The organism is Hyphococcus sp. D3-15 (assembly GCF_055809375.1).
Genome location: NZ_CM147910.1, coordinates 517,236 through 541,070, shown reverse-complemented (window position 1 = coordinate 541,070; position 23,835 = coordinate 517,236). Strand labels below are relative to the sequence as shown.

The window sequence follows — 23,835 nt, the reverse complement described above, 5'->3', positions numbered from 1 at the left end:
CCGGAAGGAGCGAAGGGGCCGCGCTTTGGCGCAGCCCCTTTTCCTTTTAGTCTTTCTTGTCGCCGTCGACTTCTTCGAAGTCCGCATCGACGATGTCGTCGTCGCCGGCCTCTTCTCGGGCGGCGTCCGCCGCAGCCGCCTGAGCGCCCGCATCGTCTCCGCCTTCGCTGGCGCCGGCCGCATACATGGCCTCGCCGAGTTTCATCGTCGCCGTGGCGAGCGCGCCCGCCGCAGCATTGATGTCTTCGGCGCTGGCGTCTTCGACTTCAAGTTTCTCTTTCAATGCGGCGAGCGCATCGTCGATTGTCTTGCGGTCGTCGGCTTCGAGCTTGTCGCCGAATTCCTCGAGATTTTTCTCGGTGGAATGGACCAGCGCTTCGGCGCGGTTTTTGCCTTCAACCGCATCGCGGCGGGCCTTGTCCGCATCGGCGTTGGCTTCCGCTTCCTTGACCATCTTTTCGATGTCGTCATCGGACAGACCGCCAGAGGCCTGAATGCGGATCGACTGTTCCTTGTTGGTCGCCTTGTCCTTGGCCGACACATGGACGATGCCGTTGGCGTCGATGTCGAAAGTGACCTCGACCTGCGGCACGCCGCGCGGCGCCGGGGGAATGCCCACCAGATCGAACTGGCCGAGCATCTTGTTGTCGGCGGCCATTTCACGCTCGCCCTGGAAGACGCGGATGGTCACGGCGGACTGGTTGTCTTCCGCCGTCGAGAAGGTCTGCGACTTCTTGGTCGGGATCGTCGTGTTGCGATCGATCAGGCGGGTGAAGACGCCGCCCAAGGTCTCGATGCCGAGCGATAGCGGCGTCACGTCGAGCAGCAAGACGTCTTTCACGTCGCCCTGCAGCACGCCGGCCTGGATCGCCGCGCCGAGCGCGACGACTTCGTCCGGGTTCACGCCTTTATGCGGGTCCTTGCCGAAGAAGGTTTTCACCGTCTCCTGCACTTTCGGCATGCGGGTCATGCCGCCCACAAGGATCACTTCGTCGATGTCGCCCGATGACAGGCCGGCGTCTTTCAACGCTTCCTTGCACGGATTGACGGTGCGCTTGACCAGATCTTCAACCAGGCTTTCCAGCTTGGCGCGCGACAGCTTCATGGTCAGGTGCTTCGGACCGGATGCGTCGGCGGTGATGAAGGGCAGGTTCACTTCGTAAGAGGAGGTCGAGGAAAGCTCTTTCTTGGCTTTCTCGGCTTCTTCTTTCAGGCGTTGCAGCGCGAGTTTGTCCTTGCGCAGATCAATGCCCTGATCCTTTTTGAATTCGGCTGCGAGATATTCGACAATGCGCATGTCGAAATCTTCACCGCCGAGGAAGGTGTCGCCATTGGTGGAGAGCACTTCGAACACGCCGTCGCCGATTTCGAGGATCGAAATATCGAAGGTGCCGCCGCCAAGGTCATAGACGGCGATTTTCTGGCTGCCGGTTTTCTTGTCGAGGCCGTAAGCAAGCGCCGCCGCAGTCGGCTCGTTGATGATGCGCAGCACTTCAAGCCCGGCGATCTTGCCGGCGTCTTTGGTCGCCTGACGCTGGGCGTCGTTGAAGTAAGCGGGAACGGTGATGACGGCCTGCGTCACATCCTGGCCGAGATAGGCTTCGGCGGTCTCTTTCATCTTTTGCAGGATGAAGGCGGAGATCTGCGACGGGGCGAATTTCTCGCCGCGCGAATCGACCCAGGCATCGCCATTATCGCCCTTGATGATGGCGTAAGGGACCATGCCTTTGTCCTTTTCGACCGTCGGGTCAGTGAAAGGACGGCCGATCAGGCGCTTGATCGCAAAAAAGGTGTTTTCCGGGTTGGTGACCGCCTGGCGGCGGGCCGGCTGGCCGATGAGGCGCTCGCCGTCTTCTGCGAAAGCGACGACTGACGGGGTTGTCCGCGCGCCTTCTGCGTTTTCAATAACTTTTGGCTCTTTTCCGTCCATGACGGCGACACAGGAGTTTGTCGTCCCGAGGTCGATGCCGATTACCTTGCCCATTCGTCTCTTCTCCGTTGCAGCGAGCAGTCCATTTATTTCCGGCCTTTATAGTCGGCCCTCGAGAAATCTTGGCGCCGGAAAGCGCCGGAAGCGGACACGCCCCTTAGTGGTGACAGTTGCTGGATGCGGGAGCGAGACCGAAAATTCGGCCATGCCCCGCGTTCGGGCGGGATATAAGGAGGGGGCCAAGCCCCGCAACCCGTCGGCAAGGCCAGCGCGGCAAAAAATCCCAACAGAAATCCCGGCCCGAAGCCCGCCTGCACCCCATTGGACCCTGAATGGGCGGAGAAGCGCGTTTACGGTTTGATAAGGTTGCAGGCGGCGCACGCCGCCCGCCAGCCGCTGACCGCATCAATCGCGGTCATCAGCCATTGCATGACGGCGGGCCGTGACGGTGCGGCGCGAGACGCGCCGGCCGCTCAATAATAGCCGGCGTTGTTATAGGCGGGCCGGGCGATGCAGCGCCGGCCATTGACCGGCTGATCAAAGGTTCCATAGGGATCTGTAGAAGGCGGGCGGCCATCGGAATAAACTGTGCCGGGATAGCCGTTTCCGCCATTGGCGTAAGACGGACAGTAATAGGCGCCGGAATAGGTCGCGGTGTTCCGCCGCTGCGCATCGCGCTGATAGCGTCTTAGCTGCGCCCGCTTGCGCTCAAGACAGACGCTGTCATAGCCGACGAAATCATCGTCATTGTCATAGACGCTGCACAATTCGTAATCCGCATTCGACAATTGCTGCGCAGATGCGGACGCCATCATCATCGCCGCGGCGGCGAACGCCCCGGCTGAAAGTTTCAAAACGCTCATTCTCTTGTAACCCCGTTTGCGTTTCGCCCCTCACCGGCAAGCCGGTCCCGATGACAAAAACGCCTGTCATTGGGGCGAAAATGAGGCGGCAGGGCATTTCCCGGCCCTCCTTTGCGGCGCAGGCGGCGCAGGGGACAAGCCCAGTGCGGGCGGTTGCGCGGCGCGGCGATTTACGGAAGAACCGAAAAGGCGAGGCTGGCCGCGCTGAAGGCTCGCGGGCGCATGGCGAGAGGGGGCGAAAACAGACGATGTTCGTCTTCCAGACATTATTGATTTTGCTGGCGGTCTATGCGGCGCCGGCGCTTGCCTTTCGGCCCGGGCTGATGACGCGGCCGGGAACCGCCGCCGCCATTCCGTTCATCAGTGTCTTGATCATTTTTCTCGCCGCGTCGGGGCTGATCCTTATCGGCGCCTTCACGCCTTTCGCAGTCCGGGCGCTTGGCGCCGGATTTGTCGCGATTGCGGCGTTTCGAATCTTCCGCATGCGCCCCCTGACGCCGCGCTTTACGCCCTGGACCATGGGCGATCTCACCGCGCTCGCCGTCGCCCTCGCCTTTGGCGCCTATGTGACCTTGCGCCTGATCGAAGGCGGCTTTGACGATAATGACGAGATCTACAGCTGGAATCTGTGGGCCGTGCAGCATTTTCGCGGCGAACCGGCGGATTTCTTTTATACCCAGGCGCCCTATCCGCAACTTTTCCCCAAGCTGCTCGCTTTTGGCTACAAGCTGCTCGGTTCGATCGAAGCGCAGACGCCGGTGAAAACCGCCCTCGCCATTTTTCCGGCGGCGATTTTTTTCCTGATCGGCCTGGCGGCGCGCCCGCGCGATGATTTGCGGGCGATGTTCCTGCAGGCGTTGCTATGCCTGTTGCTGATGAAGGGCGCCGGCCTTGATTCCATTTTCGATGACGGCTTGCCCGATACGCTGACCGCCGGATCGATCCTGTTGTCATTGTTCTGCATTCATCGCTGGCAGCGCGACCCGCTACAGCGCGACTATCTCTATCTCGCTATCGCCGCCGCCATCCTCGCGGCGCTGGCGAAACAGCCGGGACTGTTATGGGCGCTGTTCGCGCTGCCTTTGCTGCTGGCGTCGGGCGCCGTGACAAAGAAAAACGACTGGCGCGACGCGGCTTTCGCGCTTCTTCCCGCAGCCATCGCCATCCTCTGGATCTTTACGGAGGGCAGCAATTTCCACGACAATGAAGGCGTCGTCACGCGGTCATTCTCCGGACGCGACCCGCTATCGCAACTCGCCTTCGCCGCCGACAAATGGTTGTGGGGCGAACCGGCGATTGCGATCATGGTGATCGGCGCGCTCGCGCTTGCTTTCCGTCCCGGCGCCCGCCGCGATATACTGGCGCTGGTCTGTCTGCCGTTTTTCCTGATCTGGTTTTTCTACGCCGCCTATGACATTCGCGCCGGAGCGCCCGCTTTGTTGTGTCTTGGTTTTTTCATCGCCAGCGCGCGCTATGGCCTCACAGACCGCGCGGCGCCGACGCGTCTGTCCGCACGGTTTTCGCCCGACCTGATCCGGCGCGTTTTCATCATCGCCCTGTTCGCCCTGCTCGGTTTCGGCGGATATTATGAACTCGCTTCCTACCGCAAAGAGCATCCGGATTTCCGCATCGGCGACACGGCGCGCAGCAATCTTTACGGCGTGTTCGGCCCCGGCGCCGACACGGTGTATGAGCAGATCAGAACCCGGGACGTCACCCTTTGGACCCCGACCAATTATGTTTACGGCTTGTTTTACGGGCATATTGAGGTGATCCGCCCGCAAGCCGGGGCGCAGGAAACGCCCGCAACCGTGCTGGCGCAGATCCGCGAGATACGCCCGGATTATCTTACCGATGGCGGCATCGCCCCGATCGGACCGGGCGGGCCGGCGCTGAACCGGCTGGCGCAAACGACATGTCCGCAGTTGTTTGAAACGATTGTCGAGCCCAACAACAAATATCGCATCACCGTCTATCGTTTGAACAAGTCCGCGCTTGCATCGGAAGACTGCGCCCCATGACCGCCGATATTTCCGCCGCCATGCCCGCCAATGTCAGCGCCTCGACCGTCGTGCTGATCCCGGCCTTTCGCCCGGATGAAAAACTCATCCAGCTTGTGGATGCATTGCGCGCGCTTGGACTTGCGCGCATCGTCATTGTTGATGACGGATCGGAAGACAAAACGATCTTCAGCCAGCTGGCGGGCCGCGATGAGCTGATCCTCGTCGCCCATGATGAAAATCTGGGCAAGGGCGCGGCGTTGAAAACCGGATTCAAAACCATTCTTGCGCGCTGCCCGCAAAGCGTCGCCAGCATTGTCACCGCCGACGCGGACGGGCAGCACCTGCCGGAAGACATTGCGGCCGTAGCGAAAGCCGCGCATGCAGCGCCGGCGAGCCTTGTGCTCGGCGCCCGGCGTTTCGGGCCCAACACCCCGCCGCGCAGCGCCGCCGGCAACCAGTTGACGCGGGCGATCCTGCACCGGGCGTTCAACATACGCCTCAAAGACACGCAAACCGGCCTGCGCGCTTATTCACGGCGCTTTGCGCAGGACACGCTGGCGATTGCCGCCAATGGCTATGAATTCGAGATCAAGGTGATCGCCCGCGCCGCGCGGCAAAATATTCCGTTTACGGAAGTCCCGATCACCACCGTCTATCTCGACGGCAACGCCTCCTCGCATTTCCGCCCGCTGGTGGACTCGATGAAAATCTATGCGGTGTTCGGGCGGTTTTTATCCGTCGCCGGAACATCTTTCCTGCTCGACATCACAGCGTTCTGGATCGCCTATTCCGCGACGGGCAGCATTTTCGCCAGCACCTTTTTGGCGCGCGGCCTGTCGGCCTCGTATAATTTCATGGCCAACAAGCTGTTCACTTTCAAATCCGCCGGCGAGCCGCGCATCCTGCGTGAAGCGATTGGCTATTTCGCGCTGGCGGCCTGCATCGCGACCATCTCCGCGACGCTGGTGGAGATCGTCGCCAGGGTCACCGGCGCGGCGCCGGTGCTGGCCAAGATCGTCGTGGATATGGGCCTGTTCTTTGTCAGCTTCGCTATCCAGAGCGCGATCATCTTCCGGCGCAAGCGGGCGCAAAATGCTGGACCGGACTCCTAGATTGTTATAATATAACATTTTTGAGGAGAGGCCGCCCCATGTCTGACCAGCCGCCCGAACAACCTCCTGAACACCCTCCCGCCCCGACAGACGCCTTCAACAAGCAACATGCGGAAGCCTATGACGAGCGCTGGAAGCCGATTTCCGCTCTGACCGCGACGCTGCATTTGCTGACCCGCGGTGTCCTGCATGAGTTGCCGCCCGATGCGCGCATTCTGGTCGCCGGGGTCGGCACCGGGGCGGAGCTGATTTATCTCGCGGACATATTTCCCGGCTGGCGCTTTGTCGGTTTTGATCCCGCCGAGGCGATGCTTGATGTGTGCCGGGCGCGCCTTGAGGCCATGGGCTTGTCGGAGCGCTTTTCGCTGCATCACGGACTCATCGAGACCCTGGCCGACAGCGCGCCTTTCGACGCCGCCACGAGTTTTCTGGTTTCGCATTTCATTACCGACGCCGAGGCGCGCGGCGCCTATTTCCGGGCGCTTGCATACCGGCTCGCCCCCGGCGCGCTGCTGGTGAATGCAGACCTCGTTCCCGATCTCAATGACCCGGCGCATAAAGACTTGATGGCCCTATGGCTTGATACGCTCGCGCTCACGGGGATGGACGAAAAGGGACGGAAAAATTACCTGGCGATGTTCGGGAAAACCGCCGCCGCCCATCCGCCGCACGAGGTTGAACAGCTCATCGCCGCGAATGGCTTCACCCCGCCGATCCGGTTTTATCAGGCGGCGATGATCCATGCCTGGTTCTGCAAACGCCTGCCCGCCTGAGGAAACAACTCCTACAGATCGCGGGCGACGCGGAAGCCATTGTCGAATTCGCGCGCCGTGGCGGGCTTGCCGATGCGGTGCGCGGAACGCAACCGCCAGCCGCCTGTGTTCCAGGCCCCGCCCTTCAACACGCGCCGGGTGCAATCGCCGCTCGCGATCGCCGAGCCGTCCGCCGGAGCGCCCGCATGAGTGGGGTTCCAGCAATCGGATGTCCATTCCCAGGCATTGCCATGCATGTCGAACAGGCCAAACGCATTCGGCGCGAAACTGCCCGTCGGCATTGTGCGTGCACGGAAGGTTTCTTTCCGCCCGCCATAGGGATATTCGCCGTTGAAATTCGCCTTGGCGACGGACACGACCGGCCCGAATGAGAACGCGCTGTCATTGCCGCCGCGCGCTGCATACTCCCACTCCGCTTCGCTCGGCAGGCGATAACGCTGTCCGGTTTTGATCGACAACCAGGCGACATAGGCTTGCGCGTCATTATACGACACGCTGACCACGGGGCGCTCGCCGCGGCCCCAGCCATGATCGGGCGCCGGGCTGCAGGCGCCCGCGGTGACGCAGGCTTGCCATTGGTCGAAAGTGACTTCCCGCGCGCCGAGGGCGAAGCCCCGCGCAATATTGACGTCCCGGGCCGGACCTTCGGCCAGATCCTGCGCGACTTCGCCCGGCTTGGCGCCCATGCGGAAATTGCCCGCCGGCATGATCGCCATGTCGGGGCAATCGGCGCAGTCGCGGAAATAATCACCCGCCTCTGCATTCGCCGCAGCGCCCGTTGCGACATCCGCTTCGGGAAATAAATCCTCCGCTTCGATATCCGCTTTGTCGCTGACCGAGGCGAGAAGGGTTTTGATGGCGTCGTCGTCAGCAGTTTCGGCGAGCGCTGTTTCATCAATGGCGGCTTCATCCGCCAGTGCGTCCAGATCCGCATCGCCCTCGCCGGTGATCGCCGCCAGCACCGCATCGTCGCTCAGCATGTCTTCGACGGGTGCGTCTTCTTCGCTTGCGGCGATGTCATCAGCAATATCCGCCGGCGCTTGCGCATAAGCATCCGCAGCGAGCATGTCTTCAACGCCGAGCGCGGTCGGCGCATTCTGCGCGGCGAACAACAAGCCGCCCGCCGGGCTGGGGGATCTCGCTTTCGATCAGCGCTGCAATGGCGTCGTCCGAAATCGATATTTCCGGCGCCTCGATGGTCATTTCATCCGTAGCCGGAATATCCTCAACGCCCCGCAAGGTCAGCGATCCGAGCATGAGCGGCGCATCGGCGGAGGGCGCGCCCGCATCCATATCTGCATCCGCCATCGCCGGTTCATTCGCGGCGATTTCAAAACCCGTTTCCGGTTGCGGCGAAAGCCGCGCCTCGATGCCCGGCAACACCATCGGCGCCAGCAGCGCCGTTGCGAGCGTCATGATGACCAGCCCCGCCGAGGCGCCGATCGCCACTTCGCGCGCGCTGAACCGGCGGCCATAGCCATTGCGCGACGGGCGCGCCAGAAAGGCCGGCGGCGCGTCCATCACTTCGGCCTCGACCTCCGGGGCTTCATTGGCGTTGGCGACTTTGGCGAAATGCTCGACAAAGGCGGCCTGGTCCTGCGCATCCTCTTCCGATTGCGGCTCCGCCCAGACCTCGCCGTCACGCATCAGCATGCGGCGATTGGCGAGCTGGATCTCCTCCAGCACAAAGCGCCAGCGCGGATCGTCCGGGGCGCCGGTCCATCCCGACAGGTCCACGGGCGGCAAATCCTCAAAGCCGCCGGGCGGGCGGGCTCCGCCGACCGCGACCGGCACCAGCGCGCCGCGCGCCATCGCTGCGCCGGCCTGTTGATGCAGGCGGGCGAGCTTGGCCGCCGCACTCGTCCAGACGACAATCGCCGCGCCGTCCTCATCGCCGCCGGCGCTCGGCCCCTCCACATGGAGATCGCCCAGATCCGGGTCCGGGCTGACGCGGCGCGGCGCATGGCCGGCGCTGGTCAAAGCGGCTGCGATTTTCTCTCCCAACGCTTCGTCGCGCGGCGCATGAATGATCGATATCGATGTCATGGTTAATGTTTCTGTTGCGTGACGAGTGTTGACGCCAAAGGCGCAAAAGCGTTCTCCAGCCCGATGTTTTAAGGCGAATCGCCGCCAGGCCCGATAGGGTTTTCATAAAACTTTGGCAAGAAAGCAAAGCCTTCTTCCCCTCACATCTTGGGGAAAAAGCCGATCCGGGCGGGCTTTGCAAGCGCAATTGTTCCTGTTATGTTCCGATCCCTATCGGGAGAGACGCCATGGTCGCGCAGATCACCACATTCGCTTTTCACGGCGTCGATGCGCGCCCGGTGACAGTGCAGGTGCAACTGGTCAATGGCGGCAACAGCCCGATCACCATTGTCGGCCTGCCTGATAAAGCGGTTTCGGAAGCGCGCGAACGGGTCCGCGCGGCCTTGTCAGCCGTGGGGCTCGGCCTGCCGGTCAAGCGCATCACCGTCAATCTGGCGCCGGCCGATCTGCCGAAAGAGGGCAGCCATTTCGACCTCGCCATCGCGCTCGGCCTGCTCATCGAAATGGGCGCCGCCCCGGCGGACGCCGCCGCCGGTTTCGCGGTGATGGGCGAGCTCGGGCTTGATGGCTCAATCGCGCCCTGCGCCGGCGCGCTGCCCGCTGCGGTGGCCGCCAACGCCATGGGGCTTGGCCTCATCTGCCCCGCCGCCAGCGGCGCCGAGGCGGCATGGGCGGGCGGCGACGCGGCGATTTTGGCGCCGAAATCATTGATCCAGCTGATCAACCATTTCAAAGGCGCGCAGGTTCTGTCCGCCCCTGTCCCCGGCGCGCTGGAAAACCCTGCGGCCATACCGGACCTTGTTGATGTGAAAGGACAGGAAACCGCCAAGCGCGCGCTCGAGGTCGCAGCGGCGGGCGGGCATAATCTTTTGATGGTGGGCCCGCCAGGCGCCGGCAAGTCGATGCTGGCGGCGCGTCTGCCCGGCCTGTTGCCGCCGCTTTCGCCGAAGGAAATGCTGGAAATCTCCATGGTCCAGTCGCTAGCCGGCCTGCTTGAAGGCGGCCGGCTGACGCGGGCCCGGCCCTTTCGCGCGCCCCATCATTCCGCCTCCATGGCGGCGATGATCGGCGGCGGCATGCGCGCCCGGCCCGGCGAAGCCTCGCTCGCCCATCATGGCGTCTTGTTTCTTGACGAGCTGCCGGAATTCACTGCGCCGGTGCTCGACAGCCTGCGCCAGCCGCTGGAAACCGGGGATGTGCTGATCGCCCGGGCGAATTTTCATGTGCGCTATCCCGCCCGGTTCCAGCTCGTTGCGGCGATGAATCCCTGCCGCTGCGGCTATGGGCGGGCGTCGGGACGGCAATGCGGCAAGGGCCCGAATTGCGAAGAGATCTATCAGTCGCGCATTTCAGGGCCTTTGCTCGACCGGATGGACCTTTCCATCGAACTTCCCGCGGTCACGCCTGCTGACCTCGCCGCGCCCGCTCTGGGGGAGAGCACAGCGACCGTCGCCTCACGGGTCGCTGCCGCGCGCGAGGCGCAGCGTGCGCGCGGACCTGTCGGCAAGGACGGCAAAACCAACGCCGCCCTTGCCGACGCCGATCTTTCCGCCGTCGCCGCGCCCGACGCGGAGGGCGCCGCCTTGCTCTCTCGCGCCGCCGAAGCGCTGGGCCTGTCGGCGCGCGCTTATATGCGGATCATCCGGGTCGCCCGCACGCTGGCCGATCTGGACGGGGTTGATGCGGTCAAGCGCCGCCATATCGCCGAAGCGGTGAGCTTCAGGCGGCGCGACGGCGGCAATCCCAACCGGCCCGGCCCGGTTAAGGAAAACCCGGCCCAGACGAGCGCCTTTTCGGCGAATTCCGGCCAGCCTGTGGAAAATACTGGGTCTTTTTCCGTCCCGCCGCCCCGATAGCCGCGCCGTTAACCACGCCTGTCAACCAAATTTCAAGGCGCGACGCCGATGATGCCCGCAGTTGTGTAATCGGGGATCACTACTTAATGCAGCTGGCAGGCGCCTCTTCCGACATCGTCCGGGAACTGATTGTTGTATGTGACGGGAACGGCGTCATTCGCTTCGTTTCCCAGAGCTTTGCAAGTTTTTTCGGCTCACCGGCCGATAGCTGGCACGGTCGTGCCTTTTCACCGGGCGGCGACGCGGCCGAGCCCGGCGCGCCGGCGCGCTATCGCACCGAAGCGCGCTCGGGCAATCGCGCCTTTCTGGTCGACTGGACCGAAACCCTGCTGCCCGATGGCGAGCGGGTCTATGTGGGCGCCCCCCACGCGGAGGGCGCCGACGACGGGGACATCACGCCCATTCATTCCGCTCACGGATCATTGGCCGAACCGGTTGAAGACCCCGCCGGCGATCCGAAGCTGCAATTGCTCGCCACCATGAGCCATGAGATGCGCACGCCGCTCAACGGCATTCTCGGCATGACGTCCCTGTTGCTCGACACCGCGCTTGAACCGAACCAGCGCGCTTATGCGGAATCGGTGCGCGAATCCGGCGTTTCCCTGCTGGCGCTGATCAATGACCTGCTCGATTATTCAAAGATCGAAGCAGGCCGGCTTGAAATCGAACAGAGCCCCTTCAACCCGCTGGCGCTGGTGCAATCGGTCGCTGAATTGCTGTCCCCGAAAGCCGCCAGCAAGGGCATCGAAATCACCGCCTTTGTCGACAGCGACGTGCCCACGGAGCTTTATGGCGACGAAGCGCGCTTGCGTCAGGTGCTGATCAATCTCGCCGGCAATGGCGTCAAATTCACCGATATGGGCGGCGTCGGCATTGAAGCGCGCCTGGTCTCCGCTGAAAACGGCGCCGCGCATGTGGCCTTTTCCGTGCGAGATACGGGCATCGGCATTCCCGAAGACAAACAGATCGCCATATTTGAAGAATTCATTCAGGGCGAGGCGTCCGGTCCGCGCAAGCGCGAAGGCGCCGGTCTCGGCCTCGCCATTGCGCGCAAAATTGTTCGCGCCATGGACGGCGACATCACCCTGTCGAGCCGCACCGGCAAGGGCAGCACCTTCACCTTCACCGTCGCGCTTGGCTGCGACGGCGCGCGATACGGCAAACCCTCGCCCTTCAACACCCCGGTGATCGTCGCCACGCGCTCATCCGTACTCGCGCGCAGCCTTGAGCTGCAACTCGCGGCGATCGGCGTTGAATCCATTCTCTCCGTCACCACCCCCGCCGGCGCGATTGAAGCGATTGATGAGAACCCCGATGCGGTGCTGCTCTGCGATATCTATATCGCCGGTGAAAGCGCGCAGCCCCTCGCCAAGAAAGCCGCGCGATCCTATGTGTTGCTGTCGCCGCTGGGGCGCGGGCGCATCGCCGAATTGCGCGAGGCGGGATTTGACGGCTATTTCATCAAACCCATCCGGCAATCATCCTTATACACACAATTGACCGAAGACGCAGGCGCAGCGCCCGCGCCGGCGGCCGCACAGACGACCGCGACCCTGCGCGACAAGGCGTTTCGCGTGCTTCTGGCCGAGGACAACCAGATCAATGCGGTCCTCGCCACCACTATCATCCGGCGTTCCGGCCATATTGTGGATGTGGCGCCGAACGGCATCGCCGCGGTCGAGGCAGCCAAATCCGGCGAATATGATCTCATCTTGATGGACATGCATATGCCGGAGATGGACGGGCTGGAGGCGACGCGCCGCATTCGCCGCCTCGACGGGCCCATGCGCCGGGCGCCGATCATCGCGCTCACCGCCAACGCCATGGCGGCAGACCGGAAAAAATGCATCGCCGCCGGCATGGATGATTTCCTGTCGAAACCTTTCGAGCCATCGGACCTCACCGACCTGTTGTCGAAATGGGGCGAAAGCGAAAGCGAATGGAGCGAGGCGTCGTAAAAGCCGCCCGCCCGGCCTTTCCTTGGGAGCGAACTCGCCTAATCTGCGCCCCAATTCTCTGGCAAGGCGTTCATCCACATGACGGATAAAAAATACTCCTGGGGCGATCTCGCGCGCGCGCTCGGTCGGCGCAAGACCGCGGCGATGTTTGTGCTCGGCTTTGCGGCGGGTCTGCCCTATGTGCTGATCACCGGCACGCTGAACGCATGGTTCACCAATGAAAATATTTCGGTGGCGACCATCGGCGTGTTTTCCTGGATCATCATCATCTACAGCTTCAAGTTTTTGTGGTCGCCCGCCGTTGACCGCGCGCCGACGCCGCGCCTGTTCAATATGGGCCAGCGGCGCGCAACAATCTTTTTGTTGCAAGGCGTAATTCTCGCCTGCCTGTTTGCGATCTCCACCATCAGCCCTTCAACCCAGATCGGGCTGATCGCCATCGCCGCCGTCATCTGCACCTTCGCCAGCGCCTCGCAGGATGTGTTGATCGACGCATGGCGTATTGAAGTCGCCGATGAAGAAATCACCGTGGATTTGCTCTCCGCGGTGTATCAGCTCGGCTATCGCACCTCGGTCATTCTCGGCGGCGCCGGCGCGCTTATCCTCGCGGCGCGGCTCGGCTGGAACAATACATTCGTTGCACTGACGGTCTTGATGGCCATGGCGGTGAGCGGCGTCTTTATTGCGGCGGACAGCCAGATTTCCGAACGCACCCGCAGCGCTTTCGATGACGCGCCGCCGCTCTGGCGCAATCTGGCGCTGACGCCGGTCATTCTCGGCTGGGCCTGGTCCTTTGCGGCGCTGTTCGGCTTTATGGCCTTCGCCCTCAACGCGCCGGATCAGGCGGACGCCCGCTCCTTCACGCTGCATACCGGCCCGCTGATCATCATCGCCTCCATCATCGCCCCGGTGATCGCCGCCTCGATCATGCTTTACGCCCAGAGAAAATGGACCGGCGGCGCCAGGGCGCAAAAGACCTGGCCCGGCCAGAAAGCGCTGAATGCGGTGTATGGCTCGGTGCTGGCGCCCATGGCGGATTTGATCAGCCGTCTCGGGGTGAGCGCGATCCTCGTCCTCGTGCTGGTCCTGTCCTATCGCTTCGCCGATCTGATCTGGGGCGCCTTCGCCTATCCGTTTTATCTCGGCGAGAATTTCGGCGCGCTAGGGCACACGCTCGATGAAGTCGCCATCGCGTCAAAACTCTTTGGCGCGCTGATGACCTTTGTCGGCATCGGCGTCGGCGGCGCGGCGATTTTGAAAATCGGGCGCATGCCATGCCTGTTCGCCGGGGCGGTGCTCGCCGCCGCGACCAATCTGTTGTTTGCTGATCTCGCCAAAGGCGGCGCCGCGACGGACGCGTTCATGTCGGCGACGCATCTATATGGATTGTTCGGATTCATGCAGCCGCTGGCGAGCTTTCTGCATCTTGACGTCACCGTCAATCACGCGCTGGCGCGGTTGATGCTGGTCATCGCCGCGGAAAATCTGGCGGTCGGTTTCGCCAGCGCCGCGATCGTCGTCTATCTCTCTTCAATCGTGAATAAGCGCTATGCGGCCGTGCAATATGCGCTGCTGGCCTCGCTCGGGTTTTTGCTCGGCTCTTTAGGGCGCGGCGCCATTGGCGAGCTGATCGAGGAACGCGGCTTCGCCTATGTGTTTTACCTCACCGCCGCGCTCGGTCTTGTCGCGGTCGTCGCTTCCGCCCTGGAATGGGCGCGGCAAGCCCGTTACGGGGCGCCGGACAAGGCGTCTAAAAAGGCGGATTAACCGGCGGCGAGACAGGCGCCCAGATCCGGCTTTCCGCCCGCCGAATGGGTCGCGGTCGCATCCACATGGGCGACCTTTGCGGCGCCTAGTTCATCCGGATACAGAATAATGATCAGGCTGCATGTGGTCAGCGCATAGCGGCGATATTCGCCCGCGCCTTCCTTGCGCGTCAGGGCAGGAGCCCCGAACATTTCATCAATCGCGCCCGCGCTGGCGCCCAATATATCAGCCAGAATGTATACCGGCGGCGCCGGCGCGGTTGACGCCTTTGGCGCAGGACCGGGCTCCGGCGTGCTCGCACAGGCGGCGGCGAGCGACAAAACTCCGAAAATAACGAATGGTTTGAACCGCATGGCGCTTGGCTGATCCTTTTTCAGATGGCGGCGGACGATACGGGCGCCCCCGCCCCCACTTCAAGCGCAGCAGGATTAACAAAGAGAAAAACCGGGCCTTCGCACCCCGCCCGGCGCCCGTGCGATTGCCCCGCCCGCCTTGCTTCATCGTCCCCGGCTTCCTATAAGCCCGCGCTAGCAACCAAGCCCGCGTAAGGAATTTTCATGACAAATGCCGCCCTCGACGTCATTGGCGTCGGCAACGCCATTGTTGACGTTCTCGCCAAGGCCGATGACGCCTTTCTCGCCGCTCATTCGATTCCGAAGGGCGGGATGATCCTCATCGACGAGGCGAAAGCGAGCGAGATTTATGACGCCATGGCGGCGGGCGTCGAAATTTCGGGCGGGTCGGCGGCGAATTCCATCGCCTGCATCGCCTCATTGGGCGGCAAGGGCGGTTTCGTCGGCAAGGTTTCCGCCGACACGCTGGGCGATGTCTTCCGCCATGATCTGCGCGCCATCGGCGTTGAATTCGACACCAAGCCGTTGGGTCAGGGTCCGGCCACCGGGCGCTGCCTCGTCAATGTGACGGCGGACGCGCAGCGGTCGATGACCACCTTTCTCGGCGCGGCCGGGCTCGTCTCGCCGGACGATATTGATGAAGACCAGATCGCGCGGGCGGCGATCACCTTTTTCGAAGGCTATCTGTTTGAACAGCCGGTTGCGCGCCAGGCCTTTATCCGCGCCTGCGCCATCGCCAAACGCGAAGGCAAACGCGCGGCGCTGACGCTTTCTGATGCGAGCTGCGTCGATCGCCAGTTTGACGAACTCAACCAGTTCATTCCGCAGCATATCGACATCCTGCTCGCCAATGACCGCGAAGCCGAAACCCTGTTCGGCTCCGACGATCTCAATGTCATCGCTGAAAAAGCCCGCAAGCTTTGCCCGCTCACCGCCGTCACCCTGTCGGAAAAAGGCTCGGTCCTGATCCCGCGCGAAGGCGACATTGTGAAGGTCGACGCGGTCAATCCGGCGCAACTGGTCGACACGACCGGGGCCGGCGACGCTTATGCGGCGGGCCTGCTTTATGGTTTGGCAAGGGGTTTTGAGCTAGAAAGCGCAGGCGCGCTGGGCTCGCTCGCCGCCAGCGAAGTGATTTCGCATTTCGGCGCGCGGCCCGAACAGTCCTTGAAGGCGCTGGCGGAGAAAGCCGGCCTGCTCTGAGGTCCTTATGAAACGCTGGCCGATTGCGCTTTTGATCCTCGCACTCTTTGCTGGCGTTTTATACTGGAAGCGCGAACCCGCCGTGATGGCGTTCGCCGGGGCGATCATTGAAAAATCGAGCGATGCAGAGCGCGTGGCGCTTTTGTCCGCGCATACGGAAATCCGCCTGCCCGAGGGGGCGGCGCCCTTTCCCGTGGTCATTCAGTTCCATGGTTGCGCCGGGGTGCGCGCGCCCTTTCAGCGGGATTGGGCGGACATCGCCAACAAGGCCGGTTACGCGGCGATGATCGTCGATTCCAATGGCGCGCGCGGATTTGACCGTGCGGTCAGCGTTGAAAAAGTCTGCGGCGGCAAGGCGCTTTTGGGCCAGGAACGCGCCGGCGATGTTCTCGCCGCAATTGAAATCGCTGACGCCGATCCGCGCCTCGACGCTTCGCGCATGGTGCTTGCGGGATGGTCGCACGGCGCCTGGTCGGTCATGGATTATTTCACCATGGACCCTGAAAAAACCACGCCGCCGGGTTTGGTCCGTGAGCGGAGAAAACTGCCGGAAGCGAAAGGCGCGATCCTGTTTTATCCCTATTGCGGTTTCGGCGCGCGCATTCACTTCCAGCCCTATGTTCAATCGCCGCCGACCCTGGCGCTGATTGCCGGTGCGGATGAAATCGTCGACGCGCAACGCTGCATCGAGCATTTCGGCAAACGCAAAGCCGAAGGCGGCAATGTTGACATGGTCGTCTATGACGGCGCCAATCATGTGTTTGACGACCGCTATCTCGAGCCGGAGCTGCAATCCTGGTTCAATGAAGACTATTATCAGGACGCGGCCAGGCGTTATGAGGGGTTTCTGAGCGCGCTGGGTGCCCCGGAAAACACCGCTAACTAGCTGAAAACTTTCGCAGAATATCCGCGTAGACAGCGTCGACCTCGGCCCGGGTCTCCTCCAGCGTCAGCCCCGTATTGATGATGTAATCCGCACGCTGACGTTTTTCGGCGTCGGGCATTTGCAGCTTTACGATCGCCTCGTATTTTTCTTCGCTCATGCCGGGCCGGGCCAGCACCCGCGCGCGCTGCACCTCTTCCGGCGCGCTGGCGACCACCGTCGCGTCGAAGAATTGTTCGCTGCCATTTTCAAACAATAAGGGAATATCGAACACCGCAATATCCGCGCCCGATGCGGCGGCGGCGTTCATGAAGCCTTCGCGATCAGCAGCGACCAGCGGATGGATCATCTCTTCCAGCGCGGCGAGCGCCTCGGCGTCGCCAAGCACCAGCCCGGCAAGCGCGCGCCGGTCCACCGCGCCATCGACAATTGCGTCGGGAAACATCGCACCCACCGCCTTGGCGCCGGCGCCGCCTTGCGCATAAAGCCGGTGCACCGCGTCATCGGCGTCCCAGACCGCGGCGCCGAAATCAGCGAACATGGCGAGCACGGTGGATTTGCCCATGCCGATGGAGCCGGTGAGACCGATGCGGATCATAAGCGCCCCTGTTTTTTCAGCTCAGCGACGAGGATTTCGCTTAGCGCATCATCCACCAACGCCTCGCCGCCGAGCCAGGCCTTAAAGCCGGGAACCGCCTGATGCATCAGCATGGAAAGGCCGTCGACGGTTTTATGACCGCTCGCTTTCGCGGCGTGTAACAGCGGCGTTTCGAGCGGTGAATAAACAATATCCGCGACTAACGCTGTGGGATTGAGCCCGATGAGATCCATCTCCAGCGGCGGCTGCCCGCTCATGCCGAGGCTGGTGGTGTTGACGATTATGTCAACGTTTTCAATAACTTGCTCACGCGCATCCCAATCGGCGACGGCGAGATCAAAACTCGCCGCCAGGGCTTCCGCCTTGTTCCTGGTGCGGTTGGTGATGGTGATGTTGGCGACCCCAAGCGATTGCAGCGCCAGAATGACGCCGCGCGCCGCGCCGCCCGCGCCCAAGACCAGCGCAGATTGTCCGGGTGCGGATGTTTGCGCCCGCACAGCCTCGGCGAAACCGGCAATGTCGGAATTATCGGCAACAGTTTGTTCGCCAAAGGTCAGCATGTTCGCTGCACCCGCCTGGCGCGCCGCATCGCTCGCCGCATCCGCATAACGCAAGGCATTTTCCTTATGCGGCAGGGTGACGTTAACCCCGGCGAAGCCGCGCGCTTTCAACTCATCCATCGCCGCGGCGAACTCTTCGAATGAAGGCGGCACGTCGATCGGGATATAGCGTCCGTTCACACTATCGCGGCGCGCCCATTCGGAATGAATAAGCGGCGACAGGGAATGGCTGATCGGATGTCCGATGACCCCGGCCAGTTTCGGCGCCGCATTGTCTTTGTGGTCAGCCATTAAAACGCCAGCGCCCCTTCCCGCCGCAGCAATTCCAGCAAGGGAAACAGGGAAAGGCCGAGCACTGCGAACTGGTCGCCTTCAATGCGCTCGAACAATCGGCTGCCGAGTTTTTCGATCTGATAGGCCCCGACGGAATGGAGGATGTCGGGCTCTGCGGTCGCCAGATATTCATCCACTTCGGCGGCGGTGAGCTTGCGCATGACGAGCTTCGGGCGGTCGAGATTGCGCCAGATGATCTGACCGCCGCGCGCCACCGCCACCGCATTGATCAGCGTATGCGCCGCGCCCTGGGTTTCGAGCAGACGCGCGCGCGCTTCCGCCATGCTCGCCGGCTTGTCATAGGCGCGGCCCTCAAACTCCATGATCTGGTCGGAGCCGATGACGATGGCGTCGGTCTTCGCGGCGATATCCATGCATTTCGCTTCAGCCAGCGCCATGGCCAGCGCCTCCAGCTCAAGGCCTTCCGCTTTGCCCGCCCGCTTGATCACATCCTCGTCCACATCGGGCTTCATCACCTCAAACGGGACGCCCGCGCCGGTGAGAATGTCCCGGCGGATGGCGCTACCGGAAGCGAGGATAATGCGGGGCGCGGCGGTCATATGGACTCTGCAGGTTTGTGTTATCGGTTCTGGCGGGCTGAAAGCTTGGTGAGGATCGCCGCAGCGGTCTCTTCCACCGATTTTCGCGTGACGTCGATTGTCGGCCAGCGATGTTTGGCGAAAAGCCGTTTCGCTTGCAGCACTTCCTGACGAATGAGATCGAGATCGGAATATTCCTCCGCCGCTTCTCCGGCGTTCATGCCGCCGAGCCGCGACTGGCGGATCTGCGACAGGCGTTCCGGGCTGGCGACCAGGCCGACGACCAGGGGCTTGCGCAGGGCGAAGAGTTCCGGCGGCGGATCCGAAGTCGGCACCAGCGGAATATTGGCGGCCTTGATGCCCCGGTTCGCCAGATACATGCAGGTCGGGGTTTTCGAGGTGCGGCTGACCCCGATCACCACCACATCGGCGGGCTCGAGATCCCAGACCATCTGCCCGTCATCATGGGCGAGCGTATAATCAAGCGCGGCGATGCGGCGGAAATAGGCGTCGTTCAACTCGTGCTGCGCGCCCGGCTTCAAGGTCTGTTCAAGATCGAGATAGTCGGTGAAGGCGTTGAGCAACGGATCGAGCACCGAGATCGCCGGGGTCTGCAACTCACTGCAGCGGATTTCCAGCAGCCGGCGCAGCTCCGGATTGATCACCGTATAGAGCACCAGACCTGGCGAGGCTTCGATCTCCGCCAGGGTCTTTTCCATCTGCGCGCGCGATCGGATCAGCGCGTAAATATGCTCGAGTGGTTTGGCGGCGGCGAATTGCGACGCGGTCGCCTTGAGCATCGCATTCAGAGTCTCGCCGGTGGAGTCAGAGACAAGATGCACATGAAAAAAGGTGGCGAGCGGCATGCGCCGGCGCGCCGGTTTTAGTTCTCCCCCGTTTTTGGTCTGCATGTCCGTCATCCTGTGGAATTATAGGGGAAAGATAGCGCATTCCGCGAGCCCGGATTTCTTTCCCTGTAAAACCGGCGAGTCATACCGGGTTGGCGCCCAGCCATACCTGTAAAATCGTGTTGGTCATACCTTCACCGCTGTCGGGCCTGACCATATGGGGTGAATCGGAATTTGCAGGCGAGGCTCTGGAAACTTTCTCCCGCAGATGCGGCGTTTGGAACGCTTTTCAACAGAGCCGGGAAGTCTTATCCCCCGTGGAAAGGTCTGTGGGGTTTTCTCGCAAGCTTGTCGGATAACTCACCATCGCCGGTTTTTCCCCGGCTTCCCGCCTGACTCTTTATATTAATCCTTTATTAAGAATCCTTTATAGAAGGTTAAGAAGGAAGCTTAACGCCAGATGACAACGAGTTCTAAATTCCTTAGGGTCTTTGAAGGCGAAACATTTGCGTCTCCTCCGATCTGGTTCATGCGACAGGCGGGGCGCTATCTTCCGGAATACAGAAAGCTTCGGACACAAGCGGGGTCGTTTCTCGATTTGTGTTTCAATCCGTCGCTGGCGAGTGAAGTGACGTTGCAACCGGTGCATCGTTTCGATCTCGACGCGGCGATCTTGTTTGCAGATATCTTGTTGATCCCTCATGCGCTGGGACAGAATTTAAGCTTTGTCGAAAATGAAGGACCGAAACTCGAGCCTCTCATAAGCTTTGACCATGTTAAGCAGTTTCGAGACCGAGATATTCTGGCGCCGCTCGCGCCGGTTTTTGAAACGGTTTCGAAGACCAAAGCGGGGCTGTCGCGCGATAAGGCGCTGATCGGTTTCGCCGGCGCGCCCTGGACGGTCGCCACCTATATGCTGGCGGGCGGCCCGATGAAGGATCCGGGCGTGTTGCGCCGGCGTTTTTATGAAGAGCCGGATCTGGTCAACGGGCTGATCGATGTGCTGGTGGAGAAAACCATCGCTTATCTGATCGCCCAGATCGATGCGGGCGCCGATGCGGTCCAGCTGTTCGATACTTGGGCCGGCGGGCTGCCCTGGCCGGTCCTTGATGCGGTGTCGGTGAGACCCCTCGACAAGATTTCCAAGGCGGTGAAAAAAGCCCGGCCGGGCGTGCCGGTGATTTTGTTTCCCAAAGGCGTCGGGGAAAAGGCCAGCGAATACGCCTTGCTTCAGGCCTGCGACGGCTACGGGATCGACTACGCGATGGACCCGTCCTGGGCGCGGGCCAATCTGGCGGAGCGCGTGGTCATACAGGGCGGACTGGACCCGCTGCTGACGATTTCAGGCGGTAGGGCCATGGAGGAAGCGGCGGAGACCTATCTCAAGCTGTTCCATGACGTTCCCTATATTTTCAATCTGGGCCATGGCTTCACGCCGCAGACGCCGCCGGAAAATGTCGCAGCGCTTGTCGACTTTGTGCGGAGAAACGGCTGATGGCGGCGTTCCTGTCGGGCATTTATCTTTGGATCAAGGCGTTTCACCTGATCATGGTCATCGCCTGGATGGCCGGGATGATGTATCTGCCGCGGCTCTTCGTTTATCAGCACCAGTCCGCGAAGGGCGGCGAGGCTGAGCGCTATTTCATCCAGATGCAGCGCCGCCTGCTGAAAGGCATCATCAATCCGTCGATGATTGCGGTCTGGGTGCTGGGGATCTTAATGCTGATCGCCAATCCGGCGATCCTCTCCGCGGGCTGGTTTCATGTGAAACTGACCTTGGTGGTCATCGTCTCGGCGATCCACGGCTTTTACGCATCTTCCCGCCGGAAGTTTGAAAAGGGCGAGCGCCCGCGCAGTGAGAAATTCTGGCGCATCATGAACGAGGCGCCGTTTCTGGCGCTGATCGTCATCGTCATCATGGTGATCGTGAAACCGTTTTAAGGCCCGCCGCCTCAGTCGACCTGCTGATAGGCGTACCAATTTGAATTGAGCCGGCAGAACACTGCGCGCGTTCCCTTTTCCGCATAGGCGTCGAGCCAGCGAACCGCATCATCGGAGCAGCGCTCGAACAGTTTGAGATGGGGAAACTCGTCGGACAGGACCAGCGGCGAGCTGAAAAAGACGACGCTCACCGTGTGCCAGTTATCGCCCTGGCTGAAACGGTTGAGGATGATGTTGAGTTCATCGCCGCCAGTGTCGCCGATGGGGAAGAAATCGATATAGTCGAGGGGGATGCGTTTGCGCAGGGCTTTTACAAAAGCCCGCTTGTCAGCCGTGTCCTCAGCCGGATCGCGGGGCGGCAGGCGTGTGAAATCGCGATAGGGCCCGGGATAGGCGCCGCGGATCGATTCAAACACCGCCTCGTCCTGTCCATAGATCGCCGCCGCGTCGAGCAGGCTGCGCGGCTTGCCTTCACCGCCGCAGGCCGCCGCCAAAAGAGCCGCGCAAACGACCGCCAGCCCGCGGATGAAGCGGGTCAGGCAAGGGCGAAGGACGATGGATTTTCCAGCCATAAAATTCTGTTCTCCCCGGCCAGATAACGCCAAAACAGTAAAAACCGCCTGAATAAGGGTTAATCGCCGGGAGGACCGGCGCCTTTTGTTAACCCCCCGGTCATTCTCTGCTGGCGGCGCGCGGCCGGGGCGCAGGTCGGGGCGCCATTGACGGCGGCGCTGTTCAGCTTATATCTAACGCAACTTTCCTTTTCTGCGCCGCCCGGCCCCATGGCCGAACCCGCGCGCCCCGTTTTTCATCGCTGATCCCATCCCACCCGGCCGTTCTGGCGCGGGTCCTATCTCTGATTGAGGCTACAATGCTGCCTAAGACCATGACGCTCGACGAGCTGAAAGAAAAAACCCCGGCTGAGCTGCTGGCTTTCGCCGAAGAGCTCGAAGTTGAAAACGCTTCGACCATGCGCAAGCAGGACATGCTGTTTGCGATCCTGAAAGAGCTCGCCGATCTCGAAGTCGAGATCCATGGCGGCGGGGTTCTCGAAGTGCTCTCGGACGGCTTTGGCTTCCTGCGCTCGCCGGATGCGAACTATCTCGCCGGGCCGGACGATATTTACGTCTCGCCGAACCAGATCCGCCGCTTTGCGTTGCGCACCGGGGACACGGTCAAAGGCGAGATCCGCAGCCCGAAAGACGGCGAGCGGTATTTTGCGCTGTTGAAAGTGCACACGATCAATTTCGAGGAGCCGGAAAAAGCCCGTCACAAGGTTCACTTCGACAACCTCACCCCGCTCTATCCTGATGAGCGGTTGAAGATGGAAATCGAAGACGAGAAAACCAAAGACCTGACGGCGCGCGTCATCGATCTTGTGGCGCCGCTCGGCAAGGGCCAGCGCGGCCTGATCACCGCGCCGCCGCGGACCGGTAAAACCGTCATCCTCCAGAACATCGCGCATTCCATCGCGACCAATCACCCGGAAGCCTATCTGATCGTGCTGCTCATCGACGAGCGCCCGGAAGAAGTGACCGACATGCAGCGCTCGGTGAAGGGCGAGGTCGTATCCTCAACCTTTGACGAACCGGCGACCCGTCACGTTGCGGTGGCCGAGATGGTCATCGAAAAAGCCAAGCGCTTGGTCGAACATGGCCGCGATGTGGTGATCCTGCTCGACTCGATCACCCGTCTGGGCCGCGCCTACAACACCGTCGTGCCGTCATCGGGCAAGGTGCTGACCGGCGGCGTCGACGCCAATGCGCTGCAGCGGCCGAAGCGCTTCTTCGGCGCCGCGCGGAACATTGAAGAAGGCGGCTCGCTGACGATTATTGCGACCGCGCTGATCGAGACCGGCTCGAAAATGGACGAAGTCATCTTCGAAGAATTCAAGGGCACGGGTAACTCCGAACTCATCCTTGATCGCAAGGTCGCCGACAAGCGCACCTATCCGGCGATCGACATCGCAAAATCCGGCACCCGCAAGGAAGACCTCATCACGTCGAAAACGGATATGCAGAAAATCTTCGTTCTGCGTCGTATCCTGTCGCCCATGGGCACGTCCGATGCGATCGAGTTCCTCATCGACAAGTTGAAGCAGACCAAGACCAACCGCGATTTCTTCGACTCGATGAACACTTAAATTCTGGCGGTCAGGCGACGATTTCGCGCAGGACCCCATTACGATTAGAGCTAATTGTCAGGCGGCCCTTCGGGGCCGCCTTTTTTGTTGTGGCGCTCGTGCGGCGCGGTTTTCCGATCAAAGGCG

21 protein-coding genes are annotated in these 23,835 nt (G+C 61.9%); 11 read left to right on the top strand and 10 right to left on the bottom strand.

Translation table 11 applies throughout. From position 1 onward, the window contains the following. Positions 1 to 46: 46 nt before the first annotated feature. The gene (gene dnaK, locus AC0L8G_RS02820) at positions 47 to 1,984 is read right to left on the bottom strand and encodes a molecular chaperone DnaK (RefSeq protein ID WP_473386597.1); all 1,938 of its coding nucleotides are present in this window, start codon (positions 1,982 to 1,984) and stop codon (positions 47 to 49) included. A gap of 419 nt (positions 1,985 to 2,403) precedes the next feature. Further along, complete coding sequence (locus AC0L8G_RS02815) at positions 2,404 to 2,793, bottom strand: hypothetical protein (protein WP_473386596.1); 390 nt, start codon at positions 2,791 to 2,793, stop codon at positions 2,404 to 2,406. Positions 2,794 to 3,041: 248 nt separating this feature from the next. Between AC0L8G_RS02815 and AC0L8G_RS02810 the strand changes: the two genes are divergently transcribed. From AC0L8G_RS02810 to AC0L8G_RS02800, 3 genes are read left to right on the top strand one after another with little or no spacing between them, the layout of a single operon-like run. Beyond that, on the top strand, positions 3,042 to 4,814 hold the full coding sequence (locus AC0L8G_RS02810) for a hypothetical protein (protein WP_473386593.1): 1,773 nt from the start codon (positions 3,042 to 3,044) through the stop codon (positions 4,812 to 4,814). Next, positions 4,811 to 5,908: a glycosyltransferase gene (locus tag AC0L8G_RS02805; RefSeq protein WP_473386592.1), complete on the top strand. Its 1,098-nt coding sequence runs from the start codon at positions 4,811 to 4,813 to the stop codon at positions 5,906 to 5,908. Before AC0L8G_RS02810 ends, AC0L8G_RS02805 begins: the two co-directional genes overlap by 4 nt. A 38-nt stretch (positions 5,909 to 5,946) precedes the next feature. Beyond that, positions 5,947 to 6,681 (top strand): class I SAM-dependent methyltransferase, encoded by a 735-nt coding sequence (locus tag AC0L8G_RS02800; RefSeq protein ID WP_473386590.1) that lies wholly within the window; start codon positions 5,947 to 5,949, stop codon positions 6,679 to 6,681. A gap of 11 nt (positions 6,682 to 6,692) precedes the next feature. On the opposite strand, the gene AC0L8G_RS02795 is transcribed toward AC0L8G_RS02800, so the two are convergent. Next, entirely contained in the window at positions 6,693 to 7,796 is a 1,104-nt protein-coding gene (locus AC0L8G_RS02795) for a formylglycine-generating enzyme family protein (RefSeq protein WP_473386588.1), read from the bottom strand. Next, a complete protein-coding gene (locus AC0L8G_RS02790) occupies positions 7,753 to 8,727 on the bottom strand; it encodes a hypothetical protein (protein ID WP_473386585.1) in 975 nt (324 codons plus the stop codon). The genes AC0L8G_RS02795 and AC0L8G_RS02790 overlap by 44 nt, the downstream gene beginning before the upstream one ends. A gap of 227 nt (positions 8,728 to 8,954) precedes the next feature. Between AC0L8G_RS02790 and AC0L8G_RS02785 the strand changes: the two genes are divergently transcribed. The 3 genes from AC0L8G_RS02785 (at position 8,955) to AC0L8G_RS02775 (ending at position 14,308) form a co-directional block, all read left to right on the top strand. After that, positions 8,955 to 10,583, top strand: a complete 1,629-nt coding sequence (locus tag AC0L8G_RS02785; protein ID WP_473386582.1) for a YifB family Mg chelatase-like AAA ATPase — start codon at positions 8,955 to 8,957, stop codon at positions 10,581 to 10,583. Between the two features lie 86 nt (positions 10,584 to 10,669). Next, positions 10,670 to 12,541 (top strand): response regulator, encoded by a 1,872-nt coding sequence (locus AC0L8G_RS02780; RefSeq protein ID WP_473386579.1) that lies wholly within the window; start codon positions 10,670 to 10,672, stop codon positions 12,539 to 12,541. Positions 12,542 to 12,619: 78 nt separating this feature from the next. Continuing rightward, positions 12,620 to 14,308 (top strand): AmpG family muropeptide MFS transporter, encoded by a 1,689-nt coding sequence (locus AC0L8G_RS02775; RefSeq protein WP_473386577.1) that lies wholly within the window; start codon positions 12,620 to 12,622, stop codon positions 14,306 to 14,308. On the opposite strand, the gene AC0L8G_RS02770 is transcribed toward AC0L8G_RS02775, so the two are convergent. Then, positions 14,305 to 14,661: a hypothetical protein gene (locus tag AC0L8G_RS02770; RefSeq protein ID WP_473386575.1), complete on the bottom strand. Its 357-nt coding sequence runs from the start codon at positions 14,659 to 14,661 to the stop codon at positions 14,305 to 14,307. The two genes, AC0L8G_RS02775 and AC0L8G_RS02770, sit on opposite strands and share 4 nt — an antisense overlap. Positions 14,662 to 14,865: 204 nt before the next feature. Between AC0L8G_RS02770 and AC0L8G_RS02765 the strand changes: the two genes are divergently transcribed. Both AC0L8G_RS02765 and AC0L8G_RS02760 read left to right on the top strand, forming a co-directional pair. Then, complete coding sequence (locus tag AC0L8G_RS02765) at positions 14,866 to 15,864, top strand: adenosine kinase (protein WP_473386573.1); 999 nt, start codon at positions 14,866 to 14,868, stop codon at positions 15,862 to 15,864. 7 nt (positions 15,865 to 15,871) lie between these two features. Beyond that, entirely contained in the window at positions 15,872 to 16,750 is an 879-nt protein-coding gene (locus tag AC0L8G_RS02760; RefSeq protein ID WP_473386571.1) for a dienelactone hydrolase family protein, read from the top strand. On the opposite strand, the gene coaE is transcribed toward AC0L8G_RS02760, so the two are convergent. The 4 genes from coaE to AC0L8G_RS02740 are packed head-to-tail and all read right to left on the bottom strand — an operon-like array spanning position 16,743 to position 19,688. Beyond that, a complete protein-coding gene (gene coaE, locus AC0L8G_RS02755; RefSeq protein ID WP_473386569.1) occupies positions 16,743 to 17,345 on the bottom strand; it encodes a dephospho-CoA kinase in 603 nt (200 codons plus the stop codon). The two genes, AC0L8G_RS02760 and coaE, sit on opposite strands and share 8 nt — an antisense overlap. Next, complete coding sequence (locus AC0L8G_RS02750) at positions 17,342 to 18,196, bottom strand: shikimate dehydrogenase (protein ID WP_473386568.1); 855 nt, start codon at positions 18,194 to 18,196, stop codon at positions 17,342 to 17,344. Before AC0L8G_RS02750 ends, coaE begins: the two co-directional genes overlap by 4 nt. Then, positions 18,196 to 18,798: a Maf family protein gene (locus AC0L8G_RS02745; RefSeq protein ID WP_473386566.1), complete on the bottom strand. Its 603-nt coding sequence runs from the start codon at positions 18,796 to 18,798 to the stop codon at positions 18,196 to 18,198. The genes AC0L8G_RS02750 and AC0L8G_RS02745 overlap by 1 nt, the downstream gene beginning before the upstream one ends. A 20-nt stretch (positions 18,799 to 18,818) precedes the next feature. Further along, a complete protein-coding gene (locus AC0L8G_RS02740) occupies positions 18,819 to 19,688 on the bottom strand; it encodes a pyruvate, water dikinase regulatory protein (RefSeq protein WP_473386564.1) in 870 nt (289 codons plus the stop codon). A 397-nt stretch (positions 19,689 to 20,085) separates the two neighbouring features. Here AC0L8G_RS02740 and hemE point away from each other — a divergent pair, with 397 nt between their 5' ends. Both hemE and hemJ read left to right on the top strand, forming a co-directional pair. Beyond that, positions 20,086 to 21,120, top strand: a complete 1,035-nt coding sequence (gene hemE, locus AC0L8G_RS02735; RefSeq protein ID WP_473386562.1) for a uroporphyrinogen decarboxylase — start codon at positions 20,086 to 20,088, stop codon at positions 21,118 to 21,120. Next, positions 21,120 to 21,566 carry a protoporphyrinogen oxidase HemJ gene (hemJ, locus tag AC0L8G_RS02730; protein WP_473386560.1) on the top strand — a complete coding sequence of 149 codons (447 nt, stop codon included), beginning with the start codon at positions 21,120 to 21,122 and terminating at the stop codon, positions 21,564 to 21,566. The genes hemE and hemJ overlap by 1 nt, the downstream gene beginning before the upstream one ends. A gap of 11 nt (positions 21,567 to 21,577) precedes the next feature. Here hemJ and AC0L8G_RS02725 read toward each other — a convergent pair whose 3' ends face one another. Further along, the gene (locus AC0L8G_RS02725; RefSeq protein WP_473386558.1) at positions 21,578 to 22,138 is read right to left on the bottom strand and encodes a hypothetical protein; all 561 of its coding nucleotides are present in this window, start codon (positions 22,136 to 22,138) and stop codon (positions 21,578 to 21,580) included. 299 nt (positions 22,139 to 22,437) lie between these two features. On the opposite strand from AC0L8G_RS02725, the gene rho reads away from it, so the two are divergent. Next, positions 22,438 to 23,709: a transcription termination factor Rho gene (gene rho, locus AC0L8G_RS02720; RefSeq protein WP_473386557.1), complete on the top strand. Its 1,272-nt coding sequence runs from the start codon at positions 22,438 to 22,440 to the stop codon at positions 23,707 to 23,709. Positions 23,710 to 23,835: the final 126 nt, after the last annotated feature.

What these genes read in the sequence shown, in the direction of transcription:
- rho (WP_473386557.1), top strand. Translation starts at nt 22,438, where the DNA reads ATGCTGCCTAAGACCATGACGCTCGACGAGCTGAAAGAAAAAACCCCG.
- dnaK (WP_473386597.1), bottom strand. Translation starts at nt 1,984, where the DNA reads ATGGGCAAGGTAATCGGCATCGACCTCGGGACGACAAACTCCTGTGTC.
- AC0L8G_RS02800 (WP_473386590.1), top strand. Translation starts at nt 5,947, where the DNA reads ATGTCTGACCAGCCGCCCGAACAACCTCCTGAACACCCTCCCGCCCCG.
- AC0L8G_RS02725 (WP_473386558.1), bottom strand. Translation starts at nt 22,138, where the DNA reads ATGGCTGGAAAATCCATCGTCCTTCGCCCTTGCCTGACCCGCTTCATC.
- AC0L8G_RS02785 (WP_473386582.1), top strand. Translation starts at nt 8,955, where the DNA reads ATGGTCGCGCAGATCACCACATTCGCTTTTCACGGCGTCGATGCGCGC.
- AC0L8G_RS02810 (WP_473386593.1), top strand. Translation starts at nt 3,042, where the DNA reads ATGTTCGTCTTCCAGACATTATTGATTTTGCTGGCGGTCTATGCGGCG.
- AC0L8G_RS02780 (WP_473386579.1), top strand. Translation starts at nt 10,670, where the DNA reads ATGCAGCTGGCAGGCGCCTCTTCCGACATCGTCCGGGAACTGATTGTT.
- AC0L8G_RS02760 (WP_473386571.1), top strand. Translation starts at nt 15,872, where the DNA reads ATGAAACGCTGGCCGATTGCGCTTTTGATCCTCGCACTCTTTGCTGGC.
- AC0L8G_RS02775 (WP_473386577.1), top strand. Translation starts at nt 12,620, where the DNA reads ATGACGGATAAAAAATACTCCTGGGGCGATCTCGCGCGCGCGCTCGGT.
- AC0L8G_RS02745 (WP_473386566.1), bottom strand. Translation starts at nt 18,798, where the DNA reads ATGACCGCCGCGCCCCGCATTATCCTCGCTTCCGGTAGCGCCATCCGC.
- AC0L8G_RS02790 (WP_473386585.1), bottom strand. Translation starts at nt 8,727, where the DNA reads ATGACATCGATATCGATCATTCATGCGCCGCGCGACGAAGCGTTGGGA.
- hemE (WP_473386562.1), top strand. Translation starts at nt 20,086, where the DNA reads ATGACAACGAGTTCTAAATTCCTTAGGGTCTTTGAAGGCGAAACATTT.
- AC0L8G_RS02770 (WP_473386575.1), bottom strand. Translation starts at nt 14,661, where the DNA reads ATGCGGTTCAAACCATTCGTTATTTTCGGAGTTTTGTCGCTCGCCGCC.
- hemJ (WP_473386560.1), top strand. Translation starts at nt 21,120, where the DNA reads ATGGCGGCGTTCCTGTCGGGCATTTATCTTTGGATCAAGGCGTTTCAC.
- AC0L8G_RS02765 (WP_473386573.1), top strand. Translation starts at nt 14,866, where the DNA reads ATGACAAATGCCGCCCTCGACGTCATTGGCGTCGGCAACGCCATTGTT.
- AC0L8G_RS02740 (WP_473386564.1), bottom strand. Translation starts at nt 19,688, where the DNA reads ATGCAGACCAAAAACGGGGGAGAACTAAAACCGGCGCGCCGGCGCATG.
- AC0L8G_RS02750 (WP_473386568.1), bottom strand. Translation starts at nt 18,196, where the DNA reads ATGGCTGACCACAAAGACAATGCGGCGCCGAAACTGGCCGGGGTCATC.
- AC0L8G_RS02805 (WP_473386592.1), top strand. Translation starts at nt 4,811, where the DNA reads ATGACCGCCGATATTTCCGCCGCCATGCCCGCCAATGTCAGCGCCTCG.
- coaE (WP_473386569.1), bottom strand. Translation starts at nt 17,345, where the DNA reads ATGATCCGCATCGGTCTCACCGGCTCCATCGGCATGGGCAAATCCACC.
- AC0L8G_RS02815 (WP_473386596.1), bottom strand. Translation starts at nt 2,793, where the DNA reads ATGAGCGTTTTGAAACTTTCAGCCGGGGCGTTCGCCGCCGCGGCGATG.